The organism is Plebeiibacterium marinum, assembly GCF_026013615.1.
In the GTDB taxonomy this organism is placed as follows: domain Bacteria; phylum Bacteroidota; class Bacteroidia; order Bacteroidales; family Marinilabiliaceae; genus Saccharicrinis; species Saccharicrinis marinus_A.
In genome coordinates, this window is record NZ_JAPDPI010000008.1 from 72,096 (window position 1) to 98,671 (window position 26,576).

At 37.8% G+C, this 26,576-nt stretch carries 21 protein-coding genes; 10 read left to right on the top strand and 11 right to left on the bottom strand.

Going from position 1 to position 26,576, the window contains the following annotated elements; genetic code table 11:
* Nucleotides 1-84 precede the first annotated feature (84 nt).
* Nucleotides 85-1,479 (bottom strand): NupC/NupG family nucleoside CNT transporter, encoded by a 1,395-nt coding sequence (locus OM074_RS05870; RefSeq protein ID WP_301198402.1) that lies wholly within the window; start codon nucleotides 1,477-1,479, stop codon nucleotides 85-87.
* A gap of 36 nt (nucleotides 1,480-1,515) precedes the next feature.
* A complete protein-coding gene (locus OM074_RS05875) occupies nucleotides 1,516-2,112 on the bottom strand; it encodes a bifunctional nuclease family protein (protein WP_301198404.1) in 597 nt (198 codons plus the stop codon).
* A 341-nt stretch (nucleotides 2,113-2,453) separates the two neighbouring features.
* On the opposite strand from OM074_RS05875, the gene rplU reads away from it, so the two are divergent.
* From rplU to ruvC, 5 genes are all read left to right on the top strand, one after another.
* Complete coding sequence (gene rplU / locus OM074_RS05880; protein WP_301198407.1) at nucleotides 2,454-2,768, top strand: 50S ribosomal protein L21; 315 nt, start codon at nucleotides 2,454-2,456, stop codon at nucleotides 2,766-2,768.
* A gap of 19 nt (nucleotides 2,769-2,787) precedes the next feature.
* Nucleotides 2,788-3,051, top strand: coding sequence for a 50S ribosomal protein L27 (gene rpmA, locus OM074_RS05885; protein ID WP_301198410.1), 264 nt, complete (start codon nucleotides 2,788-2,790; stop codon nucleotides 3,049-3,051).
* Nucleotides 3,052-3,156: 105 nt separating this feature from the next.
* On the top strand, nucleotides 3,157-4,431 hold the full coding sequence (gene serS, locus OM074_RS05890) for a serine--tRNA ligase (RefSeq protein ID WP_301198412.1): 1,275 nt from the start codon (nucleotides 3,157-3,159) through the stop codon (nucleotides 4,429-4,431).
* 72 nt (nucleotides 4,432-4,503) lie between these two features.
* Nucleotides 4,504-4,803 carry a DUF4286 family protein gene (locus OM074_RS05895; protein WP_301198415.1) on the top strand — a complete coding sequence of 100 codons (300 nt, stop codon included), beginning with the start codon at nucleotides 4,504-4,506 and terminating at the stop codon, nucleotides 4,801-4,803.
* Between the two features lie 3 nt (nucleotides 4,804-4,806).
* Nucleotides 4,807-5,361: a crossover junction endodeoxyribonuclease RuvC gene (gene ruvC / locus OM074_RS05900; RefSeq protein ID WP_301198417.1), complete on the top strand. Its 555-nt coding sequence runs from the start codon at nucleotides 4,807-4,809 to the stop codon at nucleotides 5,359-5,361.
* A gap of 7 nt (nucleotides 5,362-5,368) precedes the next feature.
* Here the strand turns inward: ruvC and OM074_RS05905 are convergent, their stop codons facing one another.
* The 5 genes from OM074_RS05905 to dnaE all read right to left on the bottom strand — a co-directional run bounded on the left by OM074_RS05905 (nucleotide 5,369) and on the right by dnaE (nucleotide 11,917).
* Nucleotides 5,369-5,761, bottom strand: a complete 393-nt coding sequence (locus OM074_RS05905; RefSeq protein ID WP_301198419.1) for an HIT family protein — start codon at nucleotides 5,759-5,761, stop codon at nucleotides 5,369-5,371.
* Between the two features lie 18 nt (nucleotides 5,762-5,779).
* On the bottom strand, nucleotides 5,780-6,253 hold the full coding sequence (greA, locus tag OM074_RS05910; protein ID WP_301198421.1) for a transcription elongation factor GreA: 474 nt from the start codon (nucleotides 6,251-6,253) through the stop codon (nucleotides 5,780-5,782).
* A gap of 117 nt (nucleotides 6,254-6,370) precedes the next feature.
* A complete protein-coding gene (locus tag OM074_RS05915) occupies nucleotides 6,371-6,781 on the bottom strand; it encodes a hypothetical protein (protein WP_301198423.1) in 411 nt (136 codons plus the stop codon).
* Nucleotides 6,782-6,943: 162 nt separating this feature from the next.
* Complete coding sequence (trxA, locus tag OM074_RS05920) at nucleotides 6,944-7,261, bottom strand: thioredoxin (protein ID WP_301198425.1); 318 nt, start codon at nucleotides 7,259-7,261, stop codon at nucleotides 6,944-6,946.
* A gap of 261 nt (nucleotides 7,262-7,522) precedes the next feature.
* Complete coding sequence (gene dnaE, locus OM074_RS05925; protein ID WP_301198427.1) at nucleotides 7,523-11,917, bottom strand: DNA polymerase III subunit alpha; 4,395 nt, start codon at nucleotides 11,915-11,917, stop codon at nucleotides 7,523-7,525.
* Nucleotides 11,918-12,264: 347 nt separating this feature from the next.
* On the opposite strand from dnaE, the gene OM074_RS05930 reads away from it, so the two are divergent.
* Nucleotides 12,265-14,610: a tetratricopeptide repeat protein gene (locus tag OM074_RS05930; protein ID WP_301198429.1), complete on the top strand. Its 2,346-nt coding sequence runs from the start codon at nucleotides 12,265-12,267 to the stop codon at nucleotides 14,608-14,610.
* A gap of 119 nt (nucleotides 14,611-14,729) precedes the next feature.
* Nucleotides 14,730-17,771 (top strand): two-component regulator propeller domain-containing protein, encoded by a 3,042-nt coding sequence (locus OM074_RS05935; RefSeq protein WP_301198431.1) that lies wholly within the window; start codon nucleotides 14,730-14,732, stop codon nucleotides 17,769-17,771.
* On the opposite strand, the gene OM074_RS05940 is transcribed toward OM074_RS05935, so the two are convergent.
* The 3 genes from OM074_RS05940 to OM074_RS05950 form a co-directional block, all read right to left on the bottom strand.
* The gene (locus OM074_RS05940; protein ID WP_301198433.1) at nucleotides 17,772-18,377 is read right to left on the bottom strand and encodes a PAP2 family protein; all 606 of its coding nucleotides are present in this window, start codon (nucleotides 18,375-18,377) and stop codon (nucleotides 17,772-17,774) included.
* A 76-nt stretch (nucleotides 18,378-18,453) separates the two neighbouring features.
* Nucleotides 18,454-19,905, bottom strand: coding sequence for an RNA polymerase factor sigma-54 (rpoN, locus tag OM074_RS05945; RefSeq protein ID WP_301198435.1), 1,452 nt, complete (start codon nucleotides 19,903-19,905; stop codon nucleotides 18,454-18,456).
* 213 nt (nucleotides 19,906-20,118) lie between these two features.
* Nucleotides 20,119-20,340, bottom strand: coding sequence for a hypothetical protein (locus tag OM074_RS05950; RefSeq protein ID WP_301198437.1), 222 nt, complete (start codon nucleotides 20,338-20,340; stop codon nucleotides 20,119-20,121).
* Between the two features lie 186 nt (nucleotides 20,341-20,526).
* Here OM074_RS05950 and OM074_RS05955 point away from each other — a divergent pair, with 186 nt between their 5' ends.
* The 3 genes from OM074_RS05955 (at nucleotide 20,527) to OM074_RS05965 (ending at nucleotide 25,037) form a co-directional block, all read left to right on the top strand.
* On the top strand, nucleotides 20,527-21,780 hold the full coding sequence (locus OM074_RS05955; protein ID WP_301198439.1) for a sensor histidine kinase: 1,254 nt from the start codon (nucleotides 20,527-20,529) through the stop codon (nucleotides 21,778-21,780).
* A 40-nt stretch (nucleotides 21,781-21,820) separates the two neighbouring features.
* Nucleotides 21,821-22,519, top strand: a complete 699-nt coding sequence (locus tag OM074_RS05960) for a response regulator transcription factor (protein WP_301198441.1) — start codon at nucleotides 21,821-21,823, stop codon at nucleotides 22,517-22,519.
* A gap of 346 nt (nucleotides 22,520-22,865) precedes the next feature.
* On the top strand, nucleotides 22,866-25,037 hold the full coding sequence (locus OM074_RS05965) for a hypothetical protein (RefSeq protein WP_301198444.1): 2,172 nt from the start codon (nucleotides 22,866-22,868) through the stop codon (nucleotides 25,035-25,037).
* A 59-nt stretch (nucleotides 25,038-25,096) separates the two neighbouring features.
* Here the strand turns inward: OM074_RS05965 and OM074_RS05970 are convergent, their stop codons facing one another.
* Nucleotides 25,097-26,329 carry a uracil-xanthine permease family protein gene (locus OM074_RS05970; protein ID WP_301198446.1) on the bottom strand — a complete coding sequence of 411 codons (1,233 nt, stop codon included), beginning with the start codon at nucleotides 26,327-26,329 and terminating at the stop codon, nucleotides 25,097-25,099.
* Nucleotides 26,330-26,576: the final 247 nt, after the last annotated feature.

Here is a 26,576-nt window from a genome sequence, read left to right on the forward strand (position 1 = left end):
TTAATTAAACACAAAGATGAGACGCATACTCCGGTTTTAAAGTTACAGGTGTAAGGAAATTTTTCTGGCTTAAAATTATAATATTCAGCCTAATATCATTCCAACAATAGTTGCTGAAAGAAGGGATGCCAGTGTTCCGGCCAGCAGAGCTCTCATGCCGAGTTGGGTAAGTGTGATTCTTTGGCCGGGGGCAATGGCGCCAATGCCTCCAATCTGGATTCCAATAGAAGCAAAGTTGGCAAAACCGCATAAAACGTAGGTTGCAATGATAGCAGATTTTTGTTGGGCAAAAGCACCTGCTTCTTTTAATTCACCAAGACTTACATAACCTATAAATTCTGTCATTATTATTTTTTCTCCCAACACACGGCCAACCAGGTCTATATCTTCACTGCACACACCAATTAGCCACATTAGTGGAGAAAAGGCATATCCTAAAATAAACTGGAGGTTTAGTTCTTTGTATTCGCCGGAAGTGGCACTTGCAATTACACTGTTTAATCCGGAGTAGTGACCCGCTTTTGAAAAAATAAAATTGGCCATAGCTATAAAAGAAATAAACACCAATAGCATGGCTCCTACATTAACTGCAAGTTTTAAACCTTCTGAAGTGCCATTTGAAATAGCATCAAGTGCATTTTTACCAATTTTTTCTTTGGTAATAACAACCTCATTGTTGATCTTGTCAGTTTGGGGTAAAAGGATTTTAGAGATAACAACAACACCAGGGGCCGCCATAATTGAGGCTGCCAATAAGTGCTTTGCATATAGTATTTCCTGCGAAGGGATTCCCCCTCCTAAAATCTTTATATAAACAGCTAACACGCCTCCGGCAAGGGTGGCCATGCCACCTGACATCACCAATAGCATCTCGGAGCGGTTCATTTTTTCAAGGTATGCTTTAATCATTAAGGGTGATTCTGTTTGTCCAAGAAAAATGTTTCCAGCTACAGATAAGCTCTCGGCACCGGATAACTTCATCAATTTTGTCATGGCCAACGCCAATATGTATACCACTTTTTGGATGATGCCATAATAAAAAAGCAGGCTGGTAAGAGCTGAGAAAAATATAATGGTTGGTAAAATAGTGACTGCAAAATTTAACAGGGGCGATTCTATTTCTCCTGCACCAAAGCTTTTAAAAAGAAATGAGGTGCCAGCTTCAGTAAAATTTAGAACTTGCACAAAAAGCTTACTTATAAATTCAAAAAAGCCCTGTACAAATGGTATGTTTAATATTGAAATGGCCAAAAAAAGTTGAATGGCCAACCCGGTCCCTACAACTCGCCAGTTTATAGCCTTTTTGTTTGCACTAAAAAGCCATGCAATACCAATTAAAACAGCCATTCCAATTATGCCTCTTGATAAGCCAGTAAAGGTTAGTCCGGCCGAAGTTTGTTCAATGATGCCTGAAGCGGCAAACGTGTTTTCTGGGCATAGTGCTAATAATAATAGTGCACCTGGAATCTTTTTTGTCATGAATTGGGGATAATGGGTGTTTTGGGGAGGCAGGGGTTATGAAGCACTCCTTTTTTGTATTTCATCTCTGATCTCAGAAGCTTTTTCGTAGTCCTCTTTACTGATAGCTTCCTCGAGCAGTTTATTTAGTTCTTCAATAGGGAGTGTTGAATATTTTGATTCTCCACCTTCTGTCGATTTTTCTTCTGTATCTATCTCTACTTCGTTTTCTGTATTGGTGTCCAATACAATTCCGGCACTGTCAATAATTGCTTCGTAAGTATAAATAGGGCAGTTGAATCGTAACGATAAAGCCACGGCATCCGAAGTTCTGGAGTCAATCCTTAGTTCCTGGCCATCTTTAATGCAAACCAATTCAGAATAAAATATGCCTTCCTCAAGCTTGTATATAATAACTTCAATGATATCAATATTAAAGGCTTTTGAAAAATTCAGGAATAGGTCATGCGTAAGGGGGCGGGGTGGTTCAAGTCCTTCGAGTTTTATTGCGATGGATTGAGCTTCAACTCCACCGATGATAATTGGGATTCTTCTCTCTCCTTCTTCTTCAGCCAAAACCAAGGCATAAGCGCCTGATTGCGTTTGGCTATATGACAGACCTAGTATATTAAGTTTTACTTTTTTCTTGCTCATAAAATCTCTTCGTGTTTCGAAGTAGTAGTTGTATGTATTTCCAATAGAACAAATATAACAAATTGTTTTTAACAACATTCATTATTAGATGTATTATCCTGCAGTTGGTAATTAATGAATACCTTAAAATTTAGGAATTAAAACCAGCATGATATGAAGAGCAGAATATATTCGTTGTTTGTACAACATCATTGAAATTCATTGAATTAACACGGATTATTTTGCTGTTATTGAAATATTTTATACTTTTGCACTCCGATACTTCTTGTGAGGCAAGGTAAAGTGGCTGATAATGAGATTGAAAGCCCGCCTCCTGGATATAATTTTAAAATATAATTGTGATGTACGCGATTGTAGATATTGCAGGACAACAGTTTAAAGTAGAAAAAGACAGCAAAATTTATGTTCATCGTCTTGCTCAGGAAGAAGGAGCTGCTGTTGAGTTTGAAAAAGTAATGTTGGTTGACAACGAAGGAAATGTACAAGTAGGTGCTCCTTTGATCGAAGGAGCTAAAGTAACTGCTAAAGTACTTTCTCATGTAAAAGGTGACAAGGTAATCATTTTCAAAAAGAAAAGAAGAAAAGGTTACAAGAAGAAAAACGGTCATCGTCAACAATTTTCTCAAATTCAGATAGAAGACATTTTAGTTGGATAATTAAAAAAATTAGAATAAGATGGCACATAAAAAAGGAGTCGGTAGTTCGAAAAACGGTAGAGAGTCCGAAAGTAAACGATTAGGCGTTAAAATTTTTGGTGGACAAGCTGCTAAAGCAGGTAACATCTTAGTACGTCAGAGAGGAACTCAGCATCATCCAGGTGAAAATGTAGGAATCGGTAAAGATCATACATTATTCGCTCTTATTGATGGTACTGTAACTTTCCGTAAGAAAAGAAATGACAAATCTTATGTATCAGTTGAGCCTTTTGCTGCTGAATAAAAAGATTTGAAAAGATTTTAAGAGTCTCCTGTTTTTGTTACTTTCGTAGCACAAATCAGGAGATTTTTTTTATCCATATATCAACAAATTAGAATATCATATATAATGCTTACGCTAAAATTTATTCAGGAAAATAAAGAAGAGGTGATCGAGCGCTTGAAAGTTAAGCGATTTGATGCTGCCGGAGTTGTTGAAACTATTATAGAGCTTGACAATAAAAGGAAATCGACGCAAACGGAAGTTGATAGCAAGCAAGCTGAAATGAATAGTCTTTCAAAAGAAATTGGCATGTTGTTTAAGCAAGGTAAAGCTCAGGAAGCAAATGAGGCTAAAGCTAAAACAGCTGAACTAAAGGATACAATTAAAGACTTAAATGTTCAGCTTAATGATATAACGGCTCAGCTTGACAGTGAAGTGGTTAAATTGCCAAACATTCCTCATCTATCTGTTCCTGAAGGAAATAGCGAAGAAGATAATGAGATGGTAAAAGAAGGAGGAGAGGTTAAGGATATTGATGGAGAAAAGCTGCCTCATTGGGAATTGATTAAGAAGTATGATATCATAGATTTTGAGCTGGGAACTAAAATTACCGGTGCCGGATTTCCGGTTTATAAAGGAAAAGGAGCACGTTTGCAGCGTGCTTTGATTAATTTCTTTCTGGATGAAGGTGAAAAAGCCGGGTATAATGAGGTGTTGCCTCCGATTGTAGTGAATGAGGATTCCGGTTTTGGTACGGGCCAGCTGCCCGATAAAGAAGGAATGATGTACCATGCTACAGCTGATAATTTATATCTTATTCCAACGGCTGAGGTGCCTGTTACCAATATTTATCGCGATGTGGTGGTTAAGGAAGAGGATCTTCCATTAAAAAATATGGCTTATACTCCATGTTTCCGTCGTGAAGCTGGATCGTGGGGCGCTCATGTGCGTGGGTTGAACAGGTTGCATCAGTTTGATAAAGTTGAAATTGTGCAGATTGCACATCCTGAAAAATCGTATGAAGTGCTTGATGGTATGGTAGCTCATGTTGAGAGCCTCGTTAATAAACTGGGATTGCCTTATCGGATCTTACGTCTTTGTGGTGGTGATATTAGTTTTACTTCGGCATTGACTTTTGATTTTGAGGTGTATTCTGCTGCTCAGGAGCGTTGGTTAGAGGTTAGTTCTGTTTCAAACTTTGAAAGTTATCAGGCTAACCGTCTGAAGTGTCGTTATAAAGGCAAAGATATGAAAAAGCCGGAGTTGGCTCATACCTTAAATGGTAGTGCTTTGGCATTGCCGCGTATTTTAGCTGCTTTGTTGGAGAATAATCAAACTCCTGAAGGAATTCGAATTCCTGATGTGCTGGTTCCTTATTGTGGTTTTGATATGATCAAATAGATAATTTTATATTAAGTAAGATATAACCCTGCACCCTTGCAGGGTTTATTGTTTTAAATAAAAAGTATTCTGATGTTTATATTCAATACAACCTTTGTTGTTAGTCAATCCAAATTTGATAAGTGGCTGGTGTGGTTAAAAAACACCTATACTCCATTGATTAAAAACATTGTTCCTGCAAGCGAAGTGGGGATCTTTGAAGTAATGTCTACTGAGAATCCTGAGGAGAAAACGATTTCTGTTCAGTGGAAAGTGGCCACGCCTACAGAGCTGGAGGTGATCAACAGGCAGTCTCCTGTTGTTTTGGGCCAGATGAGTTCGGATTTTGGGAATGAAATCCTATATTTTAGTTCCATCCTAAAATCGTTGTAAATTTTGGTTAAGGAGCGCATTATACTTGGTATTGACCCCGGAACTACCGTTATGGGGTATGGGATATTGAAAGTGACAGGAAATAAACCTTCCTTGGTTTCAATGGGGGTTCTTGAGTTGCAGAAGTATAATGATCATTATTTAAAGCTGAAAAAGATATTTGATACGGTTGTTCGCCTGGTAGATCATTACCATCCTGATGAGCTGGCCATTGAGGCACCATTTTTTGGTAAAAATGTACAGTCGATGCTGAAGCTGGGAAGGGCTCAGGGAGTTGCCATGGCGGCAGCCCTGTCGAGAGAGTTGCCGGTGTTCGAATATGCACCCTTGAAGATAAAAATGGCCATAACCGGTAATGGTGGGGCCAGTAAAGAGCAGGTTGCAGCCTTTTTGGCAAGGTATTTAAAAATTGAAACAGAGCCTAAATATTTGGATGCCACAGATGGTGTGGCGGCAGCTTTGTGTCATTTTTTTCAAAATAAAAATGTGACTAAGCAGAAAAACGTAAAAAGTTGGAAGGAGTTTATAAATAAGAATCCTGGTAGGGTGAAAAAATAAAAGGAGCTTAAAGCTCCTTTTTTATTTTGTCGGCAATTGCCATAAATTCTTCGTTTGTAAACTTGAGTTTGGGATTGGAAAAGTTAATGTCACCCTCACTTTGAAGAGGAATCAAGTGAATGTGAGCATGAGGAACCTCCAAGCCTAAAACCGCTACTCCAACCCTTTTTGAAGGAATTGCTTTGTCTAGTGCCTTTGCAATTTTCCTGGCAAAAACCATCATCCCTGCAAGTAGGTCATCTTCAATATCAAAAATATAATCTACTTCTTTTTTGGGAATGACAAGTGTATGGCCTTCCTGTAAAGGATTAATGTCTAAAAAAGCAAAGTAGTTTTCATCCTCTGCAATTTTATATGAGGGAATTTCTCCGTTTACAATTTTTGAAAATATGCTTGGCATAATCTGTAAATTTTGATGTTAAATAGATATTTCTATAATTTCAAAAGTCATGATTCCTGATGGAACTTTTATCTCGGCCTGGTCTCCAACTTTTTTTCCAAGCAATCCTTTTGCAATAGGTGTGGAGATGGAGATCTTTCCTTCTTTTAAATTGGCTTCGCTTTCAGGAACCAATGTGTATGTCATTACAGCATTGTTTTTTAAGTTTTTGAGCTTTACTTTGTTTAAAAGCTGAACCTTTGAGGTGTCAATTTTTGATTCGTCGATGATTCTTGAATTTGCTAAAATGTTTTTGAGTTTAGCAATCTTCATTTCAAGCAATCCCTGAGCTTCTTTGGCAGCATCATATTCTGCATTCTCAGATAAGTCGCCCTTATCACGTGCTTCAGCAATCTGTGCTGATATACTTGGCCTTTCCACCGATTCTAACTGGTGTAGTTCTTCTTTTAATTTTTTCAAACCCTCTTCGGTAAGATAACTTACGTTTGACATCTTTCTTCCTCCTTTATGGTTACTATATAAAAAAATAAAGAATCCCGGAAGCCGGAACTCTTTGATACAAATATAATAAATATGTGAATATTTTAAAAACTTCGGTGTTTATTGAAACTAAAAATCAGGACGTTTTAAGATCTCAGAATAGATTATGGCTTTACGGGCATCAAACCATCCGGAACTGTTTTTGCTTTCTGATTCTACCTGCAGGGAAATGGGTTCTTTCTTTGCGACTCTTTTCAGCCTGTCTTCTGCTTGTTGGAGCCTCTTTTTCCATTCGTCCTGACTTTTGTTTATAACTTCTTTTTTTGGAGCAGGAACCTCTTGGTGTATATCTGGCTCTGTTTTGACTTTCTCCTTTCTGCCAAATAATTGCTCAAAGTCGGGAAGTACCTCTTCAAAAGGATCGTTATTATCTGTTGGTGGTGGGGTGTTGGGTTTTACCTGCTTCCCTTTTTTCCAGATGTTGAAAACAACTGCAACGATGGCAAATAATATATATAAGAGATTTCCTAAATCGTCCATATGGTTTATTTATAAGAATCCTAAAGTTAAAAAATTATCTCAAAACTTCTTTAATTCCCATATTAATTAGTGTATTTAATCGCATTTGGGTATTGGTTACCTTACAAAAAAAGAGCAGAAACCGTAAGTAACTGCTCTTTTAGTAATTAGATTGATAATTTCTTACATTAGAGCATCGAGTTTTGATGCCAGAATTGTTTTGGGTACAGCACCAACCTGTTTGTCAACTACTTCTCCACCTTTAAAGAAAAGGATAGTAGGGATATTCCTGATGCCGTATTTTACTGATGTTCCCGGGTTGCTGTCAACATCCATTTTGGTTATAACTGCCTTGTCTCCATAATCTTCGGCTAATTCTTTTACAATTGGAGTAACCATTCTACAAGGTCCGCACCACTCTGCCCAAAAATCAACTAACACAGGCTTGTCTGAGTTTAATACAACTTCCTCAAAGGTTGCATCTGTAACATCTATAGTCATAAAATAATATTTTAAGATTTATACTTTAATTCGATTTTCAATCTTAGCAAAAGTAAAAACTACTTTCATGGATACCAAATATATTCATTTTTTTAGATATGCTAATGCTAATAGGTGGTTAGATTTTAGATATGAGATATAAATCAGGTTTTTACAGCAGGCAATATTAGTGTTTAATTAAAATATTGTTGTTGTAATTGATAGATTATCTGGCATATAAATACATAACAACTTATAGTTTATTATAACCGGCCTGGACCATCATGTTAATGTAAATGATATCTCAGGGTGATTTTCAAGGTATTCAACAATTTCATCTGTTAACTTTATTTTTGATGAACGTGCTAAGAACTGCGCTTTGTTCATGTTGTCTTCTTTATCGTATATGCTGAAACGCAAGGCTACATTGCCATCCTCTTCCTGTGTTAATGTACCCATTTCTGTAACCAGTTCTTCATTGATGCTTTGTAGAGGAATGGAAATGTTAATTCCGGAAACCCTGGATTCCCTTATGCCATCAAGCATTTCAATTTTGTGGATTTTTACTTCCAGCTCACCGTTTTTTGTCCATTGTTTCTCTTGTACTTTGCCGTTGCACATGATGTAGTATCCTTCAACCAAATATCTGGCAAATTCCGGATAGTCCCTGCCAAAGAAAGCAAATTCGTATGAGCCGGAATAATCCTGAAGGGTCATGATTCCATAGGGATTGCCTTTTTTTGTGGTACCTGATCGGGATGCTGTTATCATACCGCCAATGGTAACATCTCTGCCTTTCATTTTCTCTAAATCATCAAATGCTGATAATTGGGTATTGCAAAAATGAGTGATCTCTAATTTATATACGTCTAAAGGATGCGCAGATAAATAAATTCCGATTAAATCTTTCTCCCTATTTAGTTTTTCAAGAATAGAGAATTCTTCGCTAACCGGTGGTGCGGGTTTGGTAATAGCAGCTCCGGCACCGGCTGCACCAAACAATGAATTTGCAGCTGTGGCCTTATCGTTTTGATATAGGTTTCCATATCGTATTAAATTTTCAATAAAGGTTGTTTCTTCTCCTGGGTGAGAGGTAAAATACTGTGCCCTGTGAATTCCCTTAAAGCCATCGAAGCCTCCTGCAGCAGCTAAGGCTTCCAGGTTCTTTTTATTTACTGTTTGTAGGTTAACGCGTTCAACAAAATCATAGACGTCTTTGTATGGACCATCTTTCTCGCGTACACGGATAACCTCTTCCACAGCTCCTGCTCCCACGCCTTTTACCCCGGCCATACCAAAGCGGATTTCGCCTTTTTTGTTTACAGTAAACTTGTTGTAACTTTCATTTACATCGGGTCCAAGTACAGGCATGTCCATTCGCTTGCACTCTTCCATAAAGGTGGTAATCTTAGTGATGTCGCTAAGGTTACGTGAAAGTACACCTGCCATAAATTCTGCAGGGTAGTGGGCTTTTAAGTAACCCGACTGGTAGGCTACGTAGGCATAGCATACAGAGTGGGATTTATTAAAAGCATAGCTGGCAAAGGCTTCCCAGTCGCTCCAGATCTTGTCAATCAAATCTTCTGGCTTGGCAATGTCTGTTTTTCCCTCTTTACAGGCATTAACAAACTCTTCACTGGATAAACAGCCATCGATAAACTTGGTTTTAAGTTTGTCCATCATGGCCATAATTTTCTTACCCATGGCTTTACGGAGGGAGTCGGAGTCGCCTCGGGTAAAACCACCTAATGCTCTGGACTGGAGCATCACCTGCTCCTGATATACGGTAATACCATAGGTGTCCTTCAGGTAAGGTTCCATTAGTGGGTGGTCGTATTTGATTTCTTCTCTACCGTGTTTACGTTCAATAAATGATGGGATGTATTCCATCGGACCTGGACGATACAAGGCATTCATGGCAACCAAATCCTCAAAGCGGTCTGGTTTTAGTGCTCTAAGGTGCTTTTTCATACCGGGTGACTCAAACTGGAATACCGCAGTGGTTTCGCCGTTACCAAATAATTTAAAAGCAACTTCGTCATCCAATGGAATATTTGCTAAATCCACATCTATCCCTTTGGATAGTTTGATGTTTGCTAATACTTCCTTAAAAATAGACAGGGTTTTCAGTCCTAGGAAGTCCATTTTTAGCAGACCAATATCTTCAACAAAGCGGCCATCGTACTGTGTGGTTAAAAGTTCCTCTCCTTTTGTTGGCATAACCGGTAAGTGCTGGTCGAGCGGGTTTTTACCAATCAAAACCCCACAGGCGTGTACCCCGGTTTGCCTGACAGCACCTTCCAAAGCCTCGGCAAACTTCATGGTTTGTGCGATAAGCGGGTTGGGTGAATTCTTTTCTTCTTCTAGTTCAGGAACTTCTTTAAAGGCCTTTTTAAAATTCATTTTTGGGGCCTCCGGTACCATCTTAGCCAGGCGGTTGGCCTCGGCTAAATCGAGTTTTAGTACCCTGGCCACATCTTTAATGGAACTCTTGGTTGCCATGGTTCCGAAGGTGCATATGTGGGCAACCTTTTCTTGTCCGTATTTATGTGTTACGTAATCCAGTACATCCTGGCGTCCGTCATCATCAAAGTCGATGTCGACATCGGGCATGGAAATACGATCCGGATTCAGGAAACGCTCAAACAGCAAATCGTATTTAATGGGATCGACATCTGTAATTTTTACGCAGTAGGCCACAGCCGCTCCTGCAGCAGAACCCCTTCCTGGTCCTACGAGTACCCCGTTATCTTTTGCCCAGTTGATAAAGTCTTGTACTATAAGGAAATATCCCGGAAAACCCATGGTTTTGATAGTCATCAACTCAAAATCCAGCCGATCTTTCACATGGTCTTCAAGCACATCACCATATCGTTCCCTGGCTCCTTCAAAGGTTAGGTGTTCCAGGTAATCTGCCTCCAGCTTAATTTGGATAACTTTGTCGTATCCTCCGATTCTATGAAATCCATCCTCTGTAAACTCTTCAATCAGTGTCTCTTCTGAGAACTTCTCCCTGTATTCTTCAATGGTTCCAAAATCAGAAGGTATTTCAAAAGGAGGCATAATCGGACTGGAATCCAATTTGAAGGCTTCAACTTTATCTGCTATTTCAACTGTGTTGCGCAAAGCTTCCGGTTTATCAGCAAATAGTTGGTTCATTTCCTCTGTAGATTTGAACCATTCCTGTTTAGTATATCTCATACGGGTGGGATCGTCATAATCCCTGCCTGTACTTAAACAAACCAATAAGTCGTGGGCCTCAGCGTCCTCTTCGTTGGTAAAGTGAGTATCGTTTGTAGCAATAACCTTTACTTCCAGTTCTTCAGCCAGTTCAAAGATTACCGTGTTTACTTTAACCTGGTTTTCATAAACATCCTTGCGCAACATGGGATCATTTGTTGGGTGACGCATGACCTCAAGGTAATAGTCGTCGCCAAATATACCTTTATACCAAAGGATAGTTTCTTTGGCTTTGTCCATGTTGCCGTTCATAATATGTTGGGCAACTTCACCACCAAGACAGGCGCTACTAATGATTAGCCCCTCATGGTATTTTTCAAGAAGTTCTTTATCGATACGGGGTTTGTAGTAGAAACCTTCTGTATGGGCAATTGAAGTTAATTTTAGCAGGTTTACATATCCGGTTTCGTTTTTAGCCAGGATAATTAAGTGATGACCGGAGCCATCTGATTTATCTTCTTTAATGAGGTGGCCTCTTCTTGCAACATATGCTTCTACGCCAAGTATAGGCTTGATTCCTGCCTTAGAACAAGCCACATGGAATTCCTTTGCTCCAAACATGCCGCCATGGTCAGTAATGGCCAGTGCGGTCATGCCATCTTCTTTGGCTTTGTTGGCAATGACTGCAGTTTTATTGGCTCCATCGAGAATGGAGTATTGAGTATGAACATGGAGGTGAACAAAAGGAGTCTTGCCTGCATTTTGAGCCGCTTCTTTCAGCTTGGCTTCTTCTTCCTCAATGGAAATGTGGCCCAGGGTGTCTTCTTTGAAAGATTCAAATTCAATACCTACAGGATCAATAACATCCGGATTGTTTATTCTGAAAGCCTGTATTTCTGCCTCTGACATTTGCAGCATTTCCAGGGACAATCCTCCAACCCTGACTAGTTCAAGGAAGCATCTTGTTGTAGATTCAACATCGGCTGCAGCATTATGGGCTTCTTCAAAGGCAACTCCAAATAACTTAATGTGAAGTTCTGTAAGTGTTGGGTTCTTTAATTGGCCGTTTTTTCGTAGGTCACAAAACTCCTTACTCCCTGTCATCGTATCAAGCATGGAAGCCTGAACCAGTGCCTGTTCGTCCATTTCGCATCGCACTAGTTCGCAGCCAACAATATTGATGTCAAAGTTTACATTATGACCGATAATGAACTTACTTTTAGCTACATCACTCATGAAGTCTTCCAGCGCATCTTTTAGCGGGATACCTTTTTCATGGGCTATTTCGGTAGTGATACCATGGACTGCAACCACGTCATCCGGAATGGTGTAGCCATCGGGAGTTATAACATGGTTTTTTGCAAAAAGGAAGTTCCCTTCAATATCATGACACTGCCATGCCAGCTGAACCATTCTGGGCCAGTTGTCGGTGTCGGTAATGGGTGCTTTCCAATTCTTTGGTAATCCTGTGGTTTCGGTATCAAATACTAAAAACATTATCAATCAATTCTTTATAATTATTTGCCATTGCTGCTCTGCAGACTTGCAAAGTTAGCTTTTTGGATGGTTTTTTATAGGTAGTTTATCAAAGAAAAAAGAATAAAATTATGGGTAGTTGGCGTTGAGGTTAATATGTTTTAATGAAAAAAATGGCTTGGAGATCAACTTACAGTTATGGGGAGTTCGTTAGTCTTGATATTCTCTTGATTTGTCTAAAATTGTGAATGATCACGCATCTAAGTTGAGGTAGCGGTGTAAAAATTTCATAACTTTTTATTTCTTTGTAAGTATAAAATAATTTGTTTACTCCTATAGGTATGGTAGTTGAAATAAAAGATGTGTCTATGAAGTATTATATCACCCTTGTTCTAATACTGTTTTTTGTTTTTGATGGCTCGTTAAATGCCCAGTCGGTTGGTAAAATGTACAAAACCGGAGAAAAGTTTAAGGTTGGTGGGCAATGGGAGAGTGCTATCGACCAGTATACACAGGCTCTTGTATTAAAACCAGAATTTCAAAAGGCATATATATCAAGGGCAGCCTGTTATGTTGAAACGGGAGCGTTGGAAAAGGCCTTAATCGATTATAATAAGTTGAAAGCATTAAATGCAAACGTTGAGGATTACTGCTATGCTGCTGCTAACGTATGTTATAAATTAAAGAAACATGATGAGTCGTTAAGCTTTTTGGAACTCTTGAGAGATGTTTCCAAGCAAAAGTATGAGGTATTTACCTTGATGGGAAGGGTATTTATGGCTCAGGAGAGATATTCTGATGCCCTTGATGCTGTTAGTGTTGCTATGTCTGTAGAAGATCATGCCCTGCATCATTTTATAAACGGGAAAGCATATGAAAACTTGAATAATGATGAACTCGCAGAAAAGGAGTATTATATTGCTATCCAAAAAGATCCATCGGATGTAGAAACCCTGACTTCACTGGTTAAACTATTGCTTCGTACTCAGAAATATACGGATGCAATGATTAATTCAAATAAACTACTCGATATTGACAGGAGAAATGCCGGGGCATTTGTTTTAAGAGCAAAGGTATATGTGGGGCAGATGGAGTATGGCAAGGCTATTAATGATATGTCAAGCGCCCTGATGTTGGACTCTGAAAATAAAGAACTTTTTTTTCAAAGGGGGGTGTACTACCAGGATTTTACGCAGCACCAAAATGCCATAAACGATTTTACTAAGGCTATTATGCTCGATGCCGAGTATGTACATGCGTTTTATAAGAGGGCGTACTCATTTGAGCAAATTGCCAATTATGAGAAAGCTATTGAGGATTATTGCGTGATAAACAAACTGTCTGAATATGATGGGAAAGCCCAGGAGTTACTGGCCAAAGCAAATGATAGGTTGTATGAATTAAACAGGGAAAGTAATAAGCCTCAAATTGTTGTGGCAGATCCTGCCTCGATTAATGGGAATACGGTTCCTATTGCCAAGGACAAAAAGGAAGTTAACATTAGTGGAGTAGTAATTGATGAAAGTGATATTCAATCTATTCAGGTAAACTCGGTTGATGTTCCTTTTGAGAAAAGTGGGAAGAATGCAGAGTTCTCAGCAAAGATAAATATTGATGGAATAGATTCTTTTAGTGTTATAGCAAAGGATGTGTATAATAATGAAAAGGAAATGCATTACCATATTGAACGTACTGAGATAAACCTGCCTGTTGTAAAACTTTTATCTCCTTATGCTTCAGATAACAATGAGGTTTTTTTGGATAAGGAATCTCCATCTTTGTATCTTGAGGGGAGTGTTTCTGACGAGAGCCTGATCAATAGTATTTTTATTGATGGCGTAACTGCCAGTTATAAAGTCGATGAACTCAATCCAAAGTTTGTGGCCACAATAGATATTGCTAATAAAAGTAAATTCTCCGTGAGTGTTACAGATGTTTATGGAAACCAAACAGTACAGACCTTTGATATAAACCGGGAAGGTATTTCAATATCAGAGAATAACCCGATGGGTAAAACCTGGGCTATTTTTATTGAGAACTCGGATTATACAAGTTTCCCCAGCCTGGATGGACCAGCACGAGATGTGGATTTAATGCGAAGTGCGCTTTCTGGATATGATATTCATAATATATTACATAAAAGAAACCTTTCGAAGCAGGAGCTTGAGCGCTTTTTTGCTATTGAACTTAGGGATATTGTCAGGGGCAATAACATTAAGTCAGTACTGATATGGTATGCCGGACATGGTAAGTTTGTAAACGAGATGGGATACTGGATTCCAATCGATGCCAACAGGGATGATGAGTTTAGCTATTTTAGTATTAATAACCTAAAGGCTTCGTTGCAATCGTATAATGACCTGCTTAGCCATACCCTGGTTGTGAGTGATGCCTGTGAATCAGGGCCCACTTTTTATCAGGCAATGAGGGGCAATGTAGAGGAGCGAAATTGTGGCGATTGGGAAGCTACCAAGTTAAAATCTTCTCAGGTGTTTACTTCTGCAGGGTACGAGCTGGCAATTGATAATTCTCAGTTCACCAAAACTTTTGCAAATATGTTGGCCAATAATCCGGACGCTTGTATTCCTATCGAGTCAATAGTTAAAAAAGTTACAGAGGTGGTATCGCAAAATAATTCCCAGGAACCTAAATTCGGTAAAATTGCTGGTTTGTCGGATGAAGATGGAACTTTCTTCTTTATTAATAAAGAATAGGTTTTATGAGGTGTGTCAAGTCTATTGTTATACTGATTATTATATACACATGTTGGTTTTGTATAGGTGTAGTTTCTGCTCAAACTTATTTTTTTGATAATTATAAAACAACAGATGGGATGGAATCTTCAAAGGTTTATTCCATTTGTCAAATGGAGGATGGGTTTATATGGCTGGGGACGGATATAGGTTTGTCGAGATTTGATGGGCTGCAGTTTAAAAATTATACCATAAAAAATAACCTTGGGAAAGGTGGAGTCAGGGAGTTGTTTCGAGATGTGAACAATGTACTGTGGATTGGGCACGAAGGGGGCCAGATAAGCCGTTATTTTAACAATCATTTTGAAGTAATTGAAGTTCCCGGAATTTCTAATAATATTACTTCGTTTTGTCAGGTTAATGAGCAGGAGATTTGGGTAACAACTCTTGGAAACGGTGTTTTTAAGATTGAAAATACTAATGCTCCCCTGGACCTTTTAAAAGTGGTTCCTGTTACAAGCAAGAATGTAAGTAATGTGGTGTTCAATTCCTACATGTCAAAAAAACAGGGGGTGTTTTTGATAACAGATGTTGATATCCAGTTTTATGATATTGATAAGGCTGAATTTAAAAGGTATAACCCCAGGAATCTTGATACTTATTTTCAATTTTCGGTTTTGTTTGAGGATAGTAAGGGCAATATGTGGTATGGCACATTTAATGGTGGGCTATACAAACAGGATGCTTTAAGTGGTGAGGTACAATACTATGACATCAAGGATGGGTTGGCTTCTAATTGGATAACAGGAATTATTGAAGATAGAAATAGTAACATCTGGATAAGTCATTGGGATATGGGCAGTCGAGGTGGTGTTACCAAGATTTCCCCGGATGGATCTTTAAAAGTATTTGATAAAGAAAATGGGCTACATGACAATAAAATATGGTGCCTTGCAGAGGATATTGAAGGAAATATTTTAATAGGAACTACAGAGCATGGGTTGGATATTTTTAAAGGGGAACGCTTTGTGTCATTTACCTCTAAAAATGGATTGGCGGACAACCATATAAACTCAGTCCTGCAATTAACCGGTGGTGATTTCTGGATTGGTACAAATAAGGGAATATCGTATGGCAATGTCGAAAAAGGAAATCTAAATAAATACAATCAGGACAATAACCAGATCAGCAATCAGATCAGGTTTTTTAAACGCGATTTGAACAATAATATTTGGATTGGTACAGAAGATCAGGGAGTGGAACTATATGATGTCAGGAAAAAGCGTTTTGTTAGTCAGCCATATGTTAATCAGCATCTGCCGCGTTTTTCAAAAGCTGTTTGGGCTATGGAGATTGATAAGAATAATATATTATGGATGGGAACCCCAGCTGGTTTGTGTGCTTATGATATCACTAGCAAAAAGTATGTAAAAACGTATGGCAGGATTGATAGTCTGCCTGCAAATGAAATAAAGTCCCTATTCTGTGATCATAAAGGCACTTTATGGGTTGGGACGCAAAATGGAGGGGTCTCTTTTTTTAATGATGGATATTTCAGAAATATTGACCTCCCCGATAAAATTACGCCAAATTCAATTACGGAAAATTCACTAGGGCATTTAATAGTGGGTACGGAAGCTCATGGTGTATACGTGTTGGATGGAAATCGTGTAGTAAGTCAATATACCATTAGTGATGGTCTTTATACCAATAACTCAAGGTTTGTGATAACCGATGGCTTTGATAATATTTATGTGGGAACCACGATTGGATTGAATAAGATATTGCATGGTAAGGATGTTGTATTATCGTACTCTGAACGGAATGGATTTGTTGGTATTGAAGCAAAAGCCAATGCGTGTTTCAAAGATAATGTTGGGAGGTTGTGGTTTGGAACGGTTGGCGGATTAACCTGTTATGATCCATCAATAGATCAATCTGCCCCCGAGATTCCAATAACACATATTACTGCTTTTATGGTTAATGGTGAAGAAATAGATGTGAATAGAAAGAAGGTGTTTCCATCTTATAAAAACAATATTTTATTTCACTATAGCAGTATTTCTGTATATGATCCTTCTTCGGTTACTTATCATATTATGTTGGAGGGAGCCGATGAAGATTGGGAGAGCACAGATCAGCAAAGGACGGCTAATTATAGGGCCTTGCCGCCAGGCAGTTATGAGTTTAAGGTTATGGCTTTTAATTCACACGGACTGTCTGCTAAAGAACCAGTGTCTGTTGGTTTTATTATTCTGGCGCCTCTTTATAAGCGTCCGTGGTTTATAATGTTGATGGTTGTTTTTATAATTGGAGTAACTGTTGTTGTTGTACGTTTAAGGGAAAGGAATTTAAAGCGGGATAAAAAACTATTGGCAGAAAAGGTGGCGGAACGTACAAAGGAACTCAATAATGCCAAAATAAAACTGGAGGATCGTAATAATGATATTATGGATAGTATCCGTTATGCAAGGCGGATACAATCTGCTATAACCCAGATTGATATTCCTTTTGATGATACATTTGTGTTTTTTAAACCTAAAGATGTGGTGAGTGGAGATTTTTATTGGGCTTCAACCCACAATGGTAAAGAATATCTTTCAGCTATTGATTGCACCGGTCATGGGGTTCCGGGTGCATTTATGTCGGTAATTGGTTATACTTCTCTTAGTAAAATTATTGTTGAAAAGGGGATTATGAAACCTGCTGAAATATTGGATCAGTTGAACAGGGAGATTATTTTGCGGCTGAATCAGCGAGAGGAAGAGGAAGTGAATGATGGGATGGATTTGTCGTTGATTAGTTATGATAGTGCAACGCGCATAATGGAATATGCCGGAGCTTATAATGCAGTGTGGATTGTGCGCCTGGGGGAACTGATTGAAATAAAGGCCAATCGTTTTGCAATCGGAAGGACTACAGGTGTTGATAAGGTTTTTACCAATCATGAAGTGCAGTTGGAGAAAGGTGATATGGTATATCTGTTTTCAGATGGGTATGCAGATCAGTTTGGTGGTCCTAAAGGGAAAAAATATAAAGCCAGTGCCCTGAAAAAACTTATGGTAAAAATTAGTTCTCTGCCAGTCGACGAGCAAAAGGAATTATTGTCGTTGGAACTTGATGAATGGAAAGGTGAATTGGAGCAAATAGATGATATATTAATTATAGGGCGAAGGTTTTAGTTAAATCATTACAATTGAACAAATAGTTCCGCAGCCAAGAAAAAAGCCTGAGTATACTTGAGCTGGGGAATGTGCATTAGCCCCCAGTCTGCTTGAGCCAAGTAATCCTGAAATGGCGATTGTTACCATGATCCATATATTGGTGTCCACTCCATATTTCAAAGTCATAGAAATTAAGGCGCCGAATAAACCTCCTACACCAATCATGTGAATACTGATTTTCCAAAAAAATGAGATACACATTGAAATTATTACTGCTACCAGTGTCCCTAAAAAAAATAGAGGGATAAATGCAGGGAGCTGAAATTTTTTGAGGAAATAATAACCCAGGATAAAGAAGAAACCTGTTGTTAGCAAGGGCAAGATTCTTTCGCGTGGGGTTTCCATGTGTATGGATTTAATAATGCCCGTTTGAAGAAAAATAGGTATCGCACTTAAAGGCAAGATGCAGGTGCTCACAAAAACAATAATAGTTACTAACCTTCTGAACTCAAAAGGGATGAAAGTAATATGACTTTCTGTGCTGAAAATTACCAGAATGCCTATTGTGGGCATCAATAAAGGGTGAAGGATGGTGGATATAATTGAAGCTATTTTTTTTAGCATGGCAAAATAATAAGTTACACGAATTGAGGAATGATGGAATCCTGATACTCGGTTTTGTGTTATAAAAATAATATGGCTATAGTTCTTTTCTTAGCCTGGCAACAGGAATGTTTAACTGTTCGCGGTATTTAGCAACCGTTCTTCGTGCAATGTTGTATGATTTTTCCTTTAATATTTGCGATAGTTTATCATCGGTTAAAGGTTTGCGCTTGTCTTCATTTTCAATGCACTCTGATAGTATCTTCTTAATTTCGCGTGTAGAAACTTCTTCGCCGGAATCGGTTTGCATTCCTTCAGAAAAGAAAGATTTTAACGGGAAGATACCAAAGTGGGTTTGTATATACTTGCTGTTTGAAACCCTTGATATAGTTGATATATCAAGATTTGTTTTTTCTGCAATGTCTTTTAAGATCATTGGTTTTAACTTGGTCTCATCACCTTCTTCAAAATATTCTTTCTGGTATTCCAAAATAGCATGCATGGTATTCATCAAGGTGTTTTGGCGCTGTTTGATGGCATCAATAAACCATTTGGCTGAATCCAGTTTTTGTTTCACAAATATTACAGCATCTTTCTTGTCCTTGGTCTGGTTTTTTTTGTTGCCTGCATAATCTTCTAACATATTTGAGTATGTTTGGCTGATTCTAAGCTCAGGAACATTTCGTGTGTTTAATGACAGCTCCGGTTTCCCGTTTTTAATTTCCAGAATAAAATCAGGAATGATGTGCTGTACTGTTTTTGTCATAGGGTTGCTGTATGAGCTTCCTGGTTTAGGGTTTAGCTTTAAAATCTCTTCCAGGGCCTCTCTAACGTCATCTTCTTCCAGGTGAAGACGTTTGGTTATCTTTTCATAATGTTTTTTGGTAAATTCTTCAAAGTGATGCTTGATGATGTTGAAGGCATCGTTTATTGCCGGGAATGAACGGTCTTTTTTGTCCAGTTGCAGCAGGAGGCATTCCTGAAGGTCACGAGCCCCTACTCCCGGAGGATCAAAGTCCTGAACAATATCCAGAACATCCAGTGCCTCACGTTCGTCAAATTCAATATTCTGGCTAAACGCAATGTCATCAATTATTTCATCAATTTCGCGGCGTAAATATCCATCTTCGTCGATGTTACCAACAATATGTTCGGCCATCAATCTTTGGCGATCATCTAATATCCTGAGTCCGAGCTGGTCTGTTAAAAACTCATGAAAAGTAGTACCTTCTGAAAAGGGGATGTCTTCATGTTTGTCATCTTTCGAAAAATTTCTGGCTTGCAACTTATAGGCTGGAATATCTTCGTTTTGAATATATTCATCTATGGAAAGTTCATCCTTCTCAACCTCGGATTCTTTTACTTCTGGTTCATCGTTGTCATCGTTGTTTCTTCCTTCTCCGTCAAGTTCAAGTACAGGATTCTCCTCTATCTCTTTTTTTATGCGTTGCTCCAGTTGTGCTGCCGGGATTTCAAGCAGTTTTATTACCTGTATTTGCAGAGGTGATAATTTTTGTAGGAGCTTTTGTTGTAAACTTTGTTTAAGCATAGTTGTGTATCTATTCCTGTATAGAGTATTAATACTCTTTTAAAGTTTTATCGGTGTGTCCGATAATAATCTCTTAAACAACAAAATTAAGATTAATTGATTAAAAGTGGTGTGAGAAAGTACGCAATTTTGTTTTTTATTGTGGGCGTAGTATAAAAAAAGCTGTACATGTTGTATGTACAGCTATGGTAAATTGTTTTGTATTGGGGCTTGTTATTTTTTTTCGCCTTTACTACATTCTTTTTTGCACTCAGCCTTTTTCTCTTTAGAGCAGCATTCTTTTTTCTCTTTAGAGCAACATTCTTTCTTCGCTTCTTTGTTGCAGCATTTTTTTTCGGTTTTTTGTGGTTCCTGAATAGCATCATTAGCTACTATTGGTGAAGCAATTGCTACCATAAACATAAAAAGGAATGAAACTGCGATTGATTTTTTCATAATGTGTAAATTTAATTGTTATTAATTGTTGTCTTTTACAAAGATTAAATGAATAATCAATTCTTTTTGTTATCGTACTGTTAATCCGTGTTAACAGCTTGTTAATTTGTATTTGGGCATTGCCTATTATTTCTATTTTTGTATTGGTTTCGAATATAGTAACATAGATTGTAAGGAAAAAGTTTAATGGGGAGAAAAATTGTAAAACAATGGTGGCTGGCAATAGTAACTTTTTTGGTGCTTTTATGTCTGGTGATCATTCAGGTTTTGTTTTTGGTGAAGTCCGCAAGGCTCGAGGAAAAGCATTTTAACCATAGGGTGGTACTGGCTCTTAGGGAAGCCCGAAACGAAATTGCCCGGGAGGCCAATATGTGTAATAATATGCATAGTTATGTTTGTGGCAACCAGTGTTCTACAGATATGCAGTATATTAATTTTCAGAAGGTAGATAGTATTATACAGTCAAATTTATACATACATAAAATCCATCTGGAATATAAATTTGAGTTCATCAATGAAAATGATAGTGTCAAAGATAAAATATGTGTTACTTGTTACGAACAGTCATTAAATGGTTTGCTTGCCCAAAATGGTATTAAGTTATTAATAGAATTTCCAGATAATAGTAAGTTTGTTTTTGCTCAGTTAGGTACGCTGTTTTACATCTCTATTGCATCTATATTATTTGTCATGATTTCTTTTGTTATCATTTATAGGTTGTTTACCAAAGAGCAATCTATATTATCAAATACAAAGTATTTTATTGATAATATGGTTCATGAGTTTCAAACGCCTTTGGCAAATGTTAAGTTTGCTTCAGGACTGATCAAAAAAAAGGTGAACGCAAGCGATGAGCGTGAAAAGGTTCTTCAGTACACGCAATTGATTCAGGATGAGAACGAAAAACTCAGGGGGCATGTGGATGATATTCTTAAAGTGGTATCCTTATATTCAGATAAAAAAGGGAATGAAAAGGTGGATGTGCGTCAAGTTCTGAATGCCTGCGTCGAGTCATTCCGTACTGATGTAGAACGGAAACATGGGGAGATAAAGGTTGATTTTTGTGCAGGTGATTTTGTGGTGAAAGGGGATGCAACACATATTAAGCATGTTTTTAGTAATGTTATTGATAATTCAATAAAATATACCAAACAGGCTCCATATATAACAATAGAAACCATAAACAAAAGGGGTAAACTTGTTGTTTCAGTAAAAGATAACGGGGTTGGAATACCGTCTGCTGAGCTCGATAAAGTTTTTGAAAAATACTATCGTGTTTCAACCGGAAATATTCATGATATTAAAGGATTTGGCCTGGGGCTTAATTTTGTTAAAAATGTTGTGGATAAGTATAAAGGGGCAGTGAAAATTAAAAGTGAGGTTAATAAAGGTACAATGGTGATTATTGAGTTGAAACTGGATTGTTCAGTTAAAAAGTAGACAATTAGTTTGGTGCCTTTTATTTTGTTAATGAGATATTATGGACGTGAATCCAAAGAAAATATTATTAGTTGAAGATGATACCAGTATGGGTTTCCTTTTGGTTGAGTTTTTAGAATCAAATGGTTTTGATGTTAAACTGTATAAGGATGGTTTACAGGGATTAAATGCTTTTAATAGTTATAAATTTGATTTTTGCATATTGGATGTGATGTTGCCTGGCCTTGATGGATTTTCTATTGCTGAAAAAATAAGGGAAAAGGATAAGGAGATACCTGTAATTTTTTTAACAGCGAAAACGTTTAAGGAAGATAAAATAAAGGGTTTTAACTTAGGTGTTGATGATTATGTTGTGAAGCCTTTTGATGAAGATGAGCTGCTGTGTCGTATAAGGGCCATTATGAGTCGATGTGATCCCGTGGTTCAGCCGGTTTATTGTGCAGATGAATATACAATAGGGGGATTTGTATTTGATTATAAAAACCAGCTTCTAAAAATTAAGGAAGAATCAAAGCGGCTCACTTATAAGGAAAATGAAGTGCTGAAAATGTTGGCGGCTTCAAAAAATGAATTGGTCAAGCGTGACGATATCTTAAATAGCCTTTGGGGCGATAATGATTATTTTAATAGCAGGAGTCTCGATGTTTTTATTGCAAAACTGAGAAAATATTTAAAAGCAGATTCATGTATCAATATTGAAAATGTACCTACAGTTGGCTTCGTTCTAAAAGATGTTTAATGGCTTTTGTAGTCTGTTTCTGCGTTTTGTTTCAAAAAATATTCAAAAGTTATACATATTGTTCCAAAAAATGGAAAATGTATAAAGTGCAGATATACCGCTAAGTATGGGGATTTTGGAGAGGTTATAAACAAGTAACTTTATGTTAATATAAGTGGTTTGAGATTTTTTAGCTGTTTTGCTGCATGGTGGTTTTTTAGAATGCTACTTAAAATTTATACATTGCACTTTAAATCAGTTGTTTGGTATTTATTTTAGTCGGGTGGAAAGATCGAATCCTTTTTATTTCGTTTAACAAAAAAAGGATGGTTTTGATATAATTCATGTTGAATTAAAAATTTTACGCATGAAAATGGTGTTTAACAAAGCGTTGTTTGTCCTAGGATGTTTCTTTTTTGTTTTTTGTCTTACATTTTCCCAGAATTCAGATGGAAAAAGAAATGCTAAGTTGTTCAAGCGGGCTTTGCATCTTGCCGATGAGGGTAATTATAAGGATGCAATCAGTAGTTTGAAGGTTATTTTGCATAGTGATCCCAAAGATTTAGATGCCCTGTTTAATATTGGTTTATGTTATTTGAATACTTCTGATGGGGCTGATACTGCTTTGATATATTTTAACAAAGGGATGGATGTTCTTACAGATGAACAAAAGACCGGTTATTTTGGGCGGGAGTTTGGGATGTCTATTGGTAAGGCCTATCAGGTTTTGCTGAAGCCGTTAAAAGCTGTTGAGATTTATGAAGATCTGTTGGTGCACCTTGGAGATGAGGATACCTTGGTGCAAAAAGAATTAGAACGCGAGATACAGGTTTGCCATAATGCTAATTTTTTTCTGGAGCATCCCATTGATATAGTTGTAGAGAATATGGGTAGTGAAGTAAACTCAATGTACGATGACCATAGTCCCTTGGTTGGTGTAAGCGAGAATCAATTGTTTTTTACTTCCCGCCGGAATTGGATTAAACTATCGCTTCTTCCTGATGGACAATATGCTGAAAAGATTTACTCTGTACCGTTATCTGCTAAGAACTGGGAAAGTGCCCGTTTGCTAAAGGTGTTTTTCCGTCAAAATGAGCACGAAGCAGCAGCTTCTCTATCTCCCGATGGGGATGATATTGTTTTGTTTAGAAATGATGAGCATGGAAAGAGTTTGTACATCAGCCATTTTGATGGTGATAATTGGTCGGAACCCGAAAAGCTTCCATTTCCCATAAATAGTTTTGCTCAGGAAACGCATGGGTCATTATCTGCAGATAAGAGTACCTTGTTTTTTACTTCAGACAGGGAAGGTGGTTTTGGAGGTATCGATATTTATATGTCAAAAAAAAATGCCAAAGGGGTTTGGGGTAATCCTATCAACCTTGGTGCAAATATTAATACTGAGTATGATGAAGAAACCCCGATGATTCATTATGATGGAAAAACATTGTATTTTTCTTCGGAAGGACATAATTCAATGGGGAGGCTGGATGTTTTTTACGCCCAAATGAATGCTGATTCAACATGGGGGCGACCAGTGAACCTGGGGTATCCAATTAATACCCCGGATGATGATTTCTTTTTCGTTCCAACGGTGAATAAAAGCCATGCATATTATGCTTCCTCTAAATTTGATGATAATTATGGAGGTTCAGATATATATCATGTGAAGTTTGAAACTGATGATAATACCGAACTGGCAGTTGTGGAGGGTAGGATTGACGAGACCTTAGGTACTAATATGAATGATATGAGGATTTTGGTAACCAGGCGCAAGGATAAGAGGCTGGTTGGAGATTATCGCCCAAATCCTACTAACGGAAATTATATGTTGTTTCTTGAGGTTGGTTATGAGTATGAAATAAAAGAAACAAATTCGCAGCAGGAGAAAGAGAAGGTGTCATATGTAAATGCTACCCCGGATATGAGTTATTTGGATAAGCGGACGCCGGTTGTTTTTACTGATGTGGCTATGGATGCGCCTCTTACTAAGGCCGATGTTGAAGTTGTAACTGACCCGGGACAAGATGCAATTGAGCATGAGGTGAAAGGTGTGGTTGAGGGAGAAAATGTGGTAATAAATGAGCCGTCTGTTGAAGGTGTTGCAGAGGATAAGGGGGTTGGTGCTGAACGTAGACCGGAGAGGGAGGATGTTGGTATATCACAAGTTGAAATAGTAATGGAAACAGAAAACAATACCTCTACAGTTTCTAATGCAGTTGTGAAACCTAAAACTGTTGTGCCGGTTATGATAGTTGAAAGGGATGATAATTTTGTTATCAGTACACGTCCCGGCTATACAATACAGATTTTAGCACTTGAAAAAGGGCCGTTAAAAGATATGAGCTTCTTTACCAGACGTGGAGTTAATGGGGTTGTGGAGGTGAAATGTGTTGATGGATTTACCCGTTATATACTTGGAGAATTTAATGGTTATCGGGAGTCGCTGAAAATTAAGAAAAAGTTAGTGGCTGATGGTTATTTTAAGGATATATGGATCAGACCATTGAGAGATTTGGATAATTTAAAATTAAAATAATACCAGGTTAAAATCCCCCATCGTGTTTGTTGGGGGATTTTAACTTATAAGTTATGGCTTTAATTTACATCGGTTTCTTCTTCTGAACCTTCAATATGTACTTCTTTTGACTTTCCAGGCAGTATTAAATTTAAGATAACACCTACTACGGAAGCTAAACCAATTCCTGCTAACGAAAAAGATCCAAAGTCGATAGAGGCTCCACCTATTCCAATGGTTAAAATAACAGAAACAATAACCATGTTCCTTGTTTTATGAAAATCAGCCTTTGATTCAATAAGTGTTTTTACACCAACACTGGCAATCATTCCAAAAAGCAAAAGCATGATTCCTCCCAGGACTTCTGTGGGGATGGATTTAAGTATGCCGCTGATTTTACCGATAACAGAAAAAAGAATTGCAGTAATGGCTGAGATCCTAAGTATCCTTGGGTTTGTTACTTTGGTAAGTTCAATGGCTCCTGTTACTTCAGAATAAGTAGTGTTGGGAACACTTCCCACCAGACCGGCAAAACTTGTGGCAATACCGTCTCCAAGCATGGTCCTGTTTAGTCCGGGATCTTTCATAAAATCTTTTTCTGCAACAGCACCAATGGCATATATATCACCAACGTGTTCAATTAATGGGGCTATGGCAACCGGAATCATAAATAATACAGCTTCCCAACTGAATTCAGGAAGGGTAAAAGATGGCAGTTGAAACCATGCAGCTTCTGCTATCGGTGAAAAGTCAACCTTGCCCATGGCAAGCGACAATAAATAGCCAACAACTATGCCAATAAATACAGGAATTAATCTTATTATTCCCTTAAAGTACACAACAGCAATGATTGCCGATAGTAAAGAAATTCCGGCAATAATCCAGTTGTTCTTAGCCATGTCTACAGCTACAGGAGCAAGTGATAAACCTATAACCATGATTACAGGGCCTACAACCACTGAAGGAAAAAATGTTTTAATAAAATTAACTCCTCGGAGTTTGATTAAAAATGAAACAACAGAGTATACTATTCCAACCGCAATAATACCAGATAGGGTTCCCGCAAAACCAAATTTTTCAGTGGCGGCTGTGATAGGGGCAATGAATGCAAAGCTACTGCCTAAAAAGACAGGGACTTTTCCTTTGGTAATCATGTGGAATATTAAGGTTCCTACTCCTGCTGAAAATAGTGCGATTGACGGATTGATGCCAACCAGTAGAGGAACTAATACGGTGGCTCCAAATGCCACAAAGAGAAACTGAACTCCCAACAGAATCTGTTTGGAATTAGATAATTGTGTTCTTGTATTCATGTTAAAATATTTGGGTTTGGGCAAAAATAGTAAAATAATACATGGCTGTAAATTTTACGACTCACAATTAGGAAAACAAATGCTTAAATAGGGGATGGGAGATTATTAAAAAAGCCGGAAAAACACCCCTATTTTTCCGGCTTCCTCAAAGATTTCTGTAAAATCTAAACCTATTAAGAATATTTACAAGATAAGGATTATTAATTAATTGATCAATGGTGAAATAGATGAATTTTGTCAAGTTTTT

Coding starts and splice junctions, on each gene's coding strand:
- OM074_RS05935 (WP_301198431.1), top strand. CDS start 14,730: ATGGAATCTTCAAAGGTTTATTCCATTTGTCAAATGGAGGATGGGTTT.
- OM074_RS05930 (WP_301198429.1), top strand. CDS start 12,265: ATGAAGTATTATATCACCCTTGTTCTAATACTGTTTTTTGTTTTTGAT.
- OM074_RS05965 (WP_301198444.1), top strand. CDS start 22,866: ATGAAAATGGTGTTTAACAAAGCGTTGTTTGTCCTAGGATGTTTCTTT.
- rplU (WP_301198407.1), top strand. CDS start 2,454: ATGTACGCGATTGTAGATATTGCAGGACAACAGTTTAAAGTAGAAAAA.
- OM074_RS05955 (WP_301198439.1), top strand. CDS start 20,527: ATGGGGAGAAAAATTGTAAAACAATGGTGGCTGGCAATAGTAACTTTT.
- OM074_RS05915 (WP_301198423.1), bottom strand. CDS start 6,781: ATGGACGATTTAGGAAATCTCTTATATATATTATTTGCCATCGTTGCA.
- OM074_RS05895 (WP_301198415.1), top strand. CDS start 4,504: ATGTTTATATTCAATACAACCTTTGTTGTTAGTCAATCCAAATTTGAT.
- OM074_RS05940 (WP_301198433.1), bottom strand. CDS start 18,377: ATGCTAAAAAAAATAGCTTCAATTATATCCACCATCCTTCACCCTTTA.
- OM074_RS05875 (WP_301198404.1), bottom strand. CDS start 2,112: ATGAGCAAGAAAAAAGTAAAACTTAATATACTAGGTCTGTCATATAGC.
- OM074_RS05950 (WP_301198437.1), bottom strand. CDS start 20,340: ATGAAAAAATCAATCGCAGTTTCATTCCTTTTTATGTTTATGGTAGCA.
- OM074_RS05970 (WP_301198446.1), bottom strand. CDS start 26,329: ATGAATACAAGAACACAATTATCTAATTCCAAACAGATTCTGTTGGGA.
- OM074_RS05905 (WP_301198419.1), bottom strand. CDS start 5,761: ATGCCAAGCATATTTTCAAAAATTGTAAACGGAGAAATTCCCTCATAT.
- OM074_RS05870 (WP_301198402.1), bottom strand. CDS start 1,479: ATGACAAAAAAGATTCCAGGTGCACTATTATTATTAGCACTATGCCCA.
- OM074_RS05960 (WP_301198441.1), top strand. CDS start 21,821: ATGGACGTGAATCCAAAGAAAATATTATTAGTTGAAGATGATACCAGT.
- trxA (WP_301198425.1), bottom strand. CDS start 7,261: ATGACTATAGATGTTACAGATGCAACCTTTGAGGAAGTTGTATTAAAC.
- dnaE (WP_301198427.1), bottom strand. CDS start 11,917: ATGTTTTTAGTATTTGATACCGAAACCACAGGATTACCAAAGAATTGG.
- rpmA (WP_301198410.1), top strand. CDS start 2,788: ATGGCACATAAAAAAGGAGTCGGTAGTTCGAAAAACGGTAGAGAGTCC.
- serS (WP_301198412.1), top strand. CDS start 3,157: ATGCTTACGCTAAAATTTATTCAGGAAAATAAAGAAGAGGTGATCGAG.
- greA (WP_301198421.1), bottom strand. CDS start 6,253: ATGTCAAACGTAAGTTATCTTACCGAAGAGGGTTTGAAAAAATTAAAA.
- rpoN (WP_301198435.1), bottom strand. CDS start 19,905: ATGCTTAAACAAAGTTTACAACAAAAGCTCCTACAAAAATTATCACCT.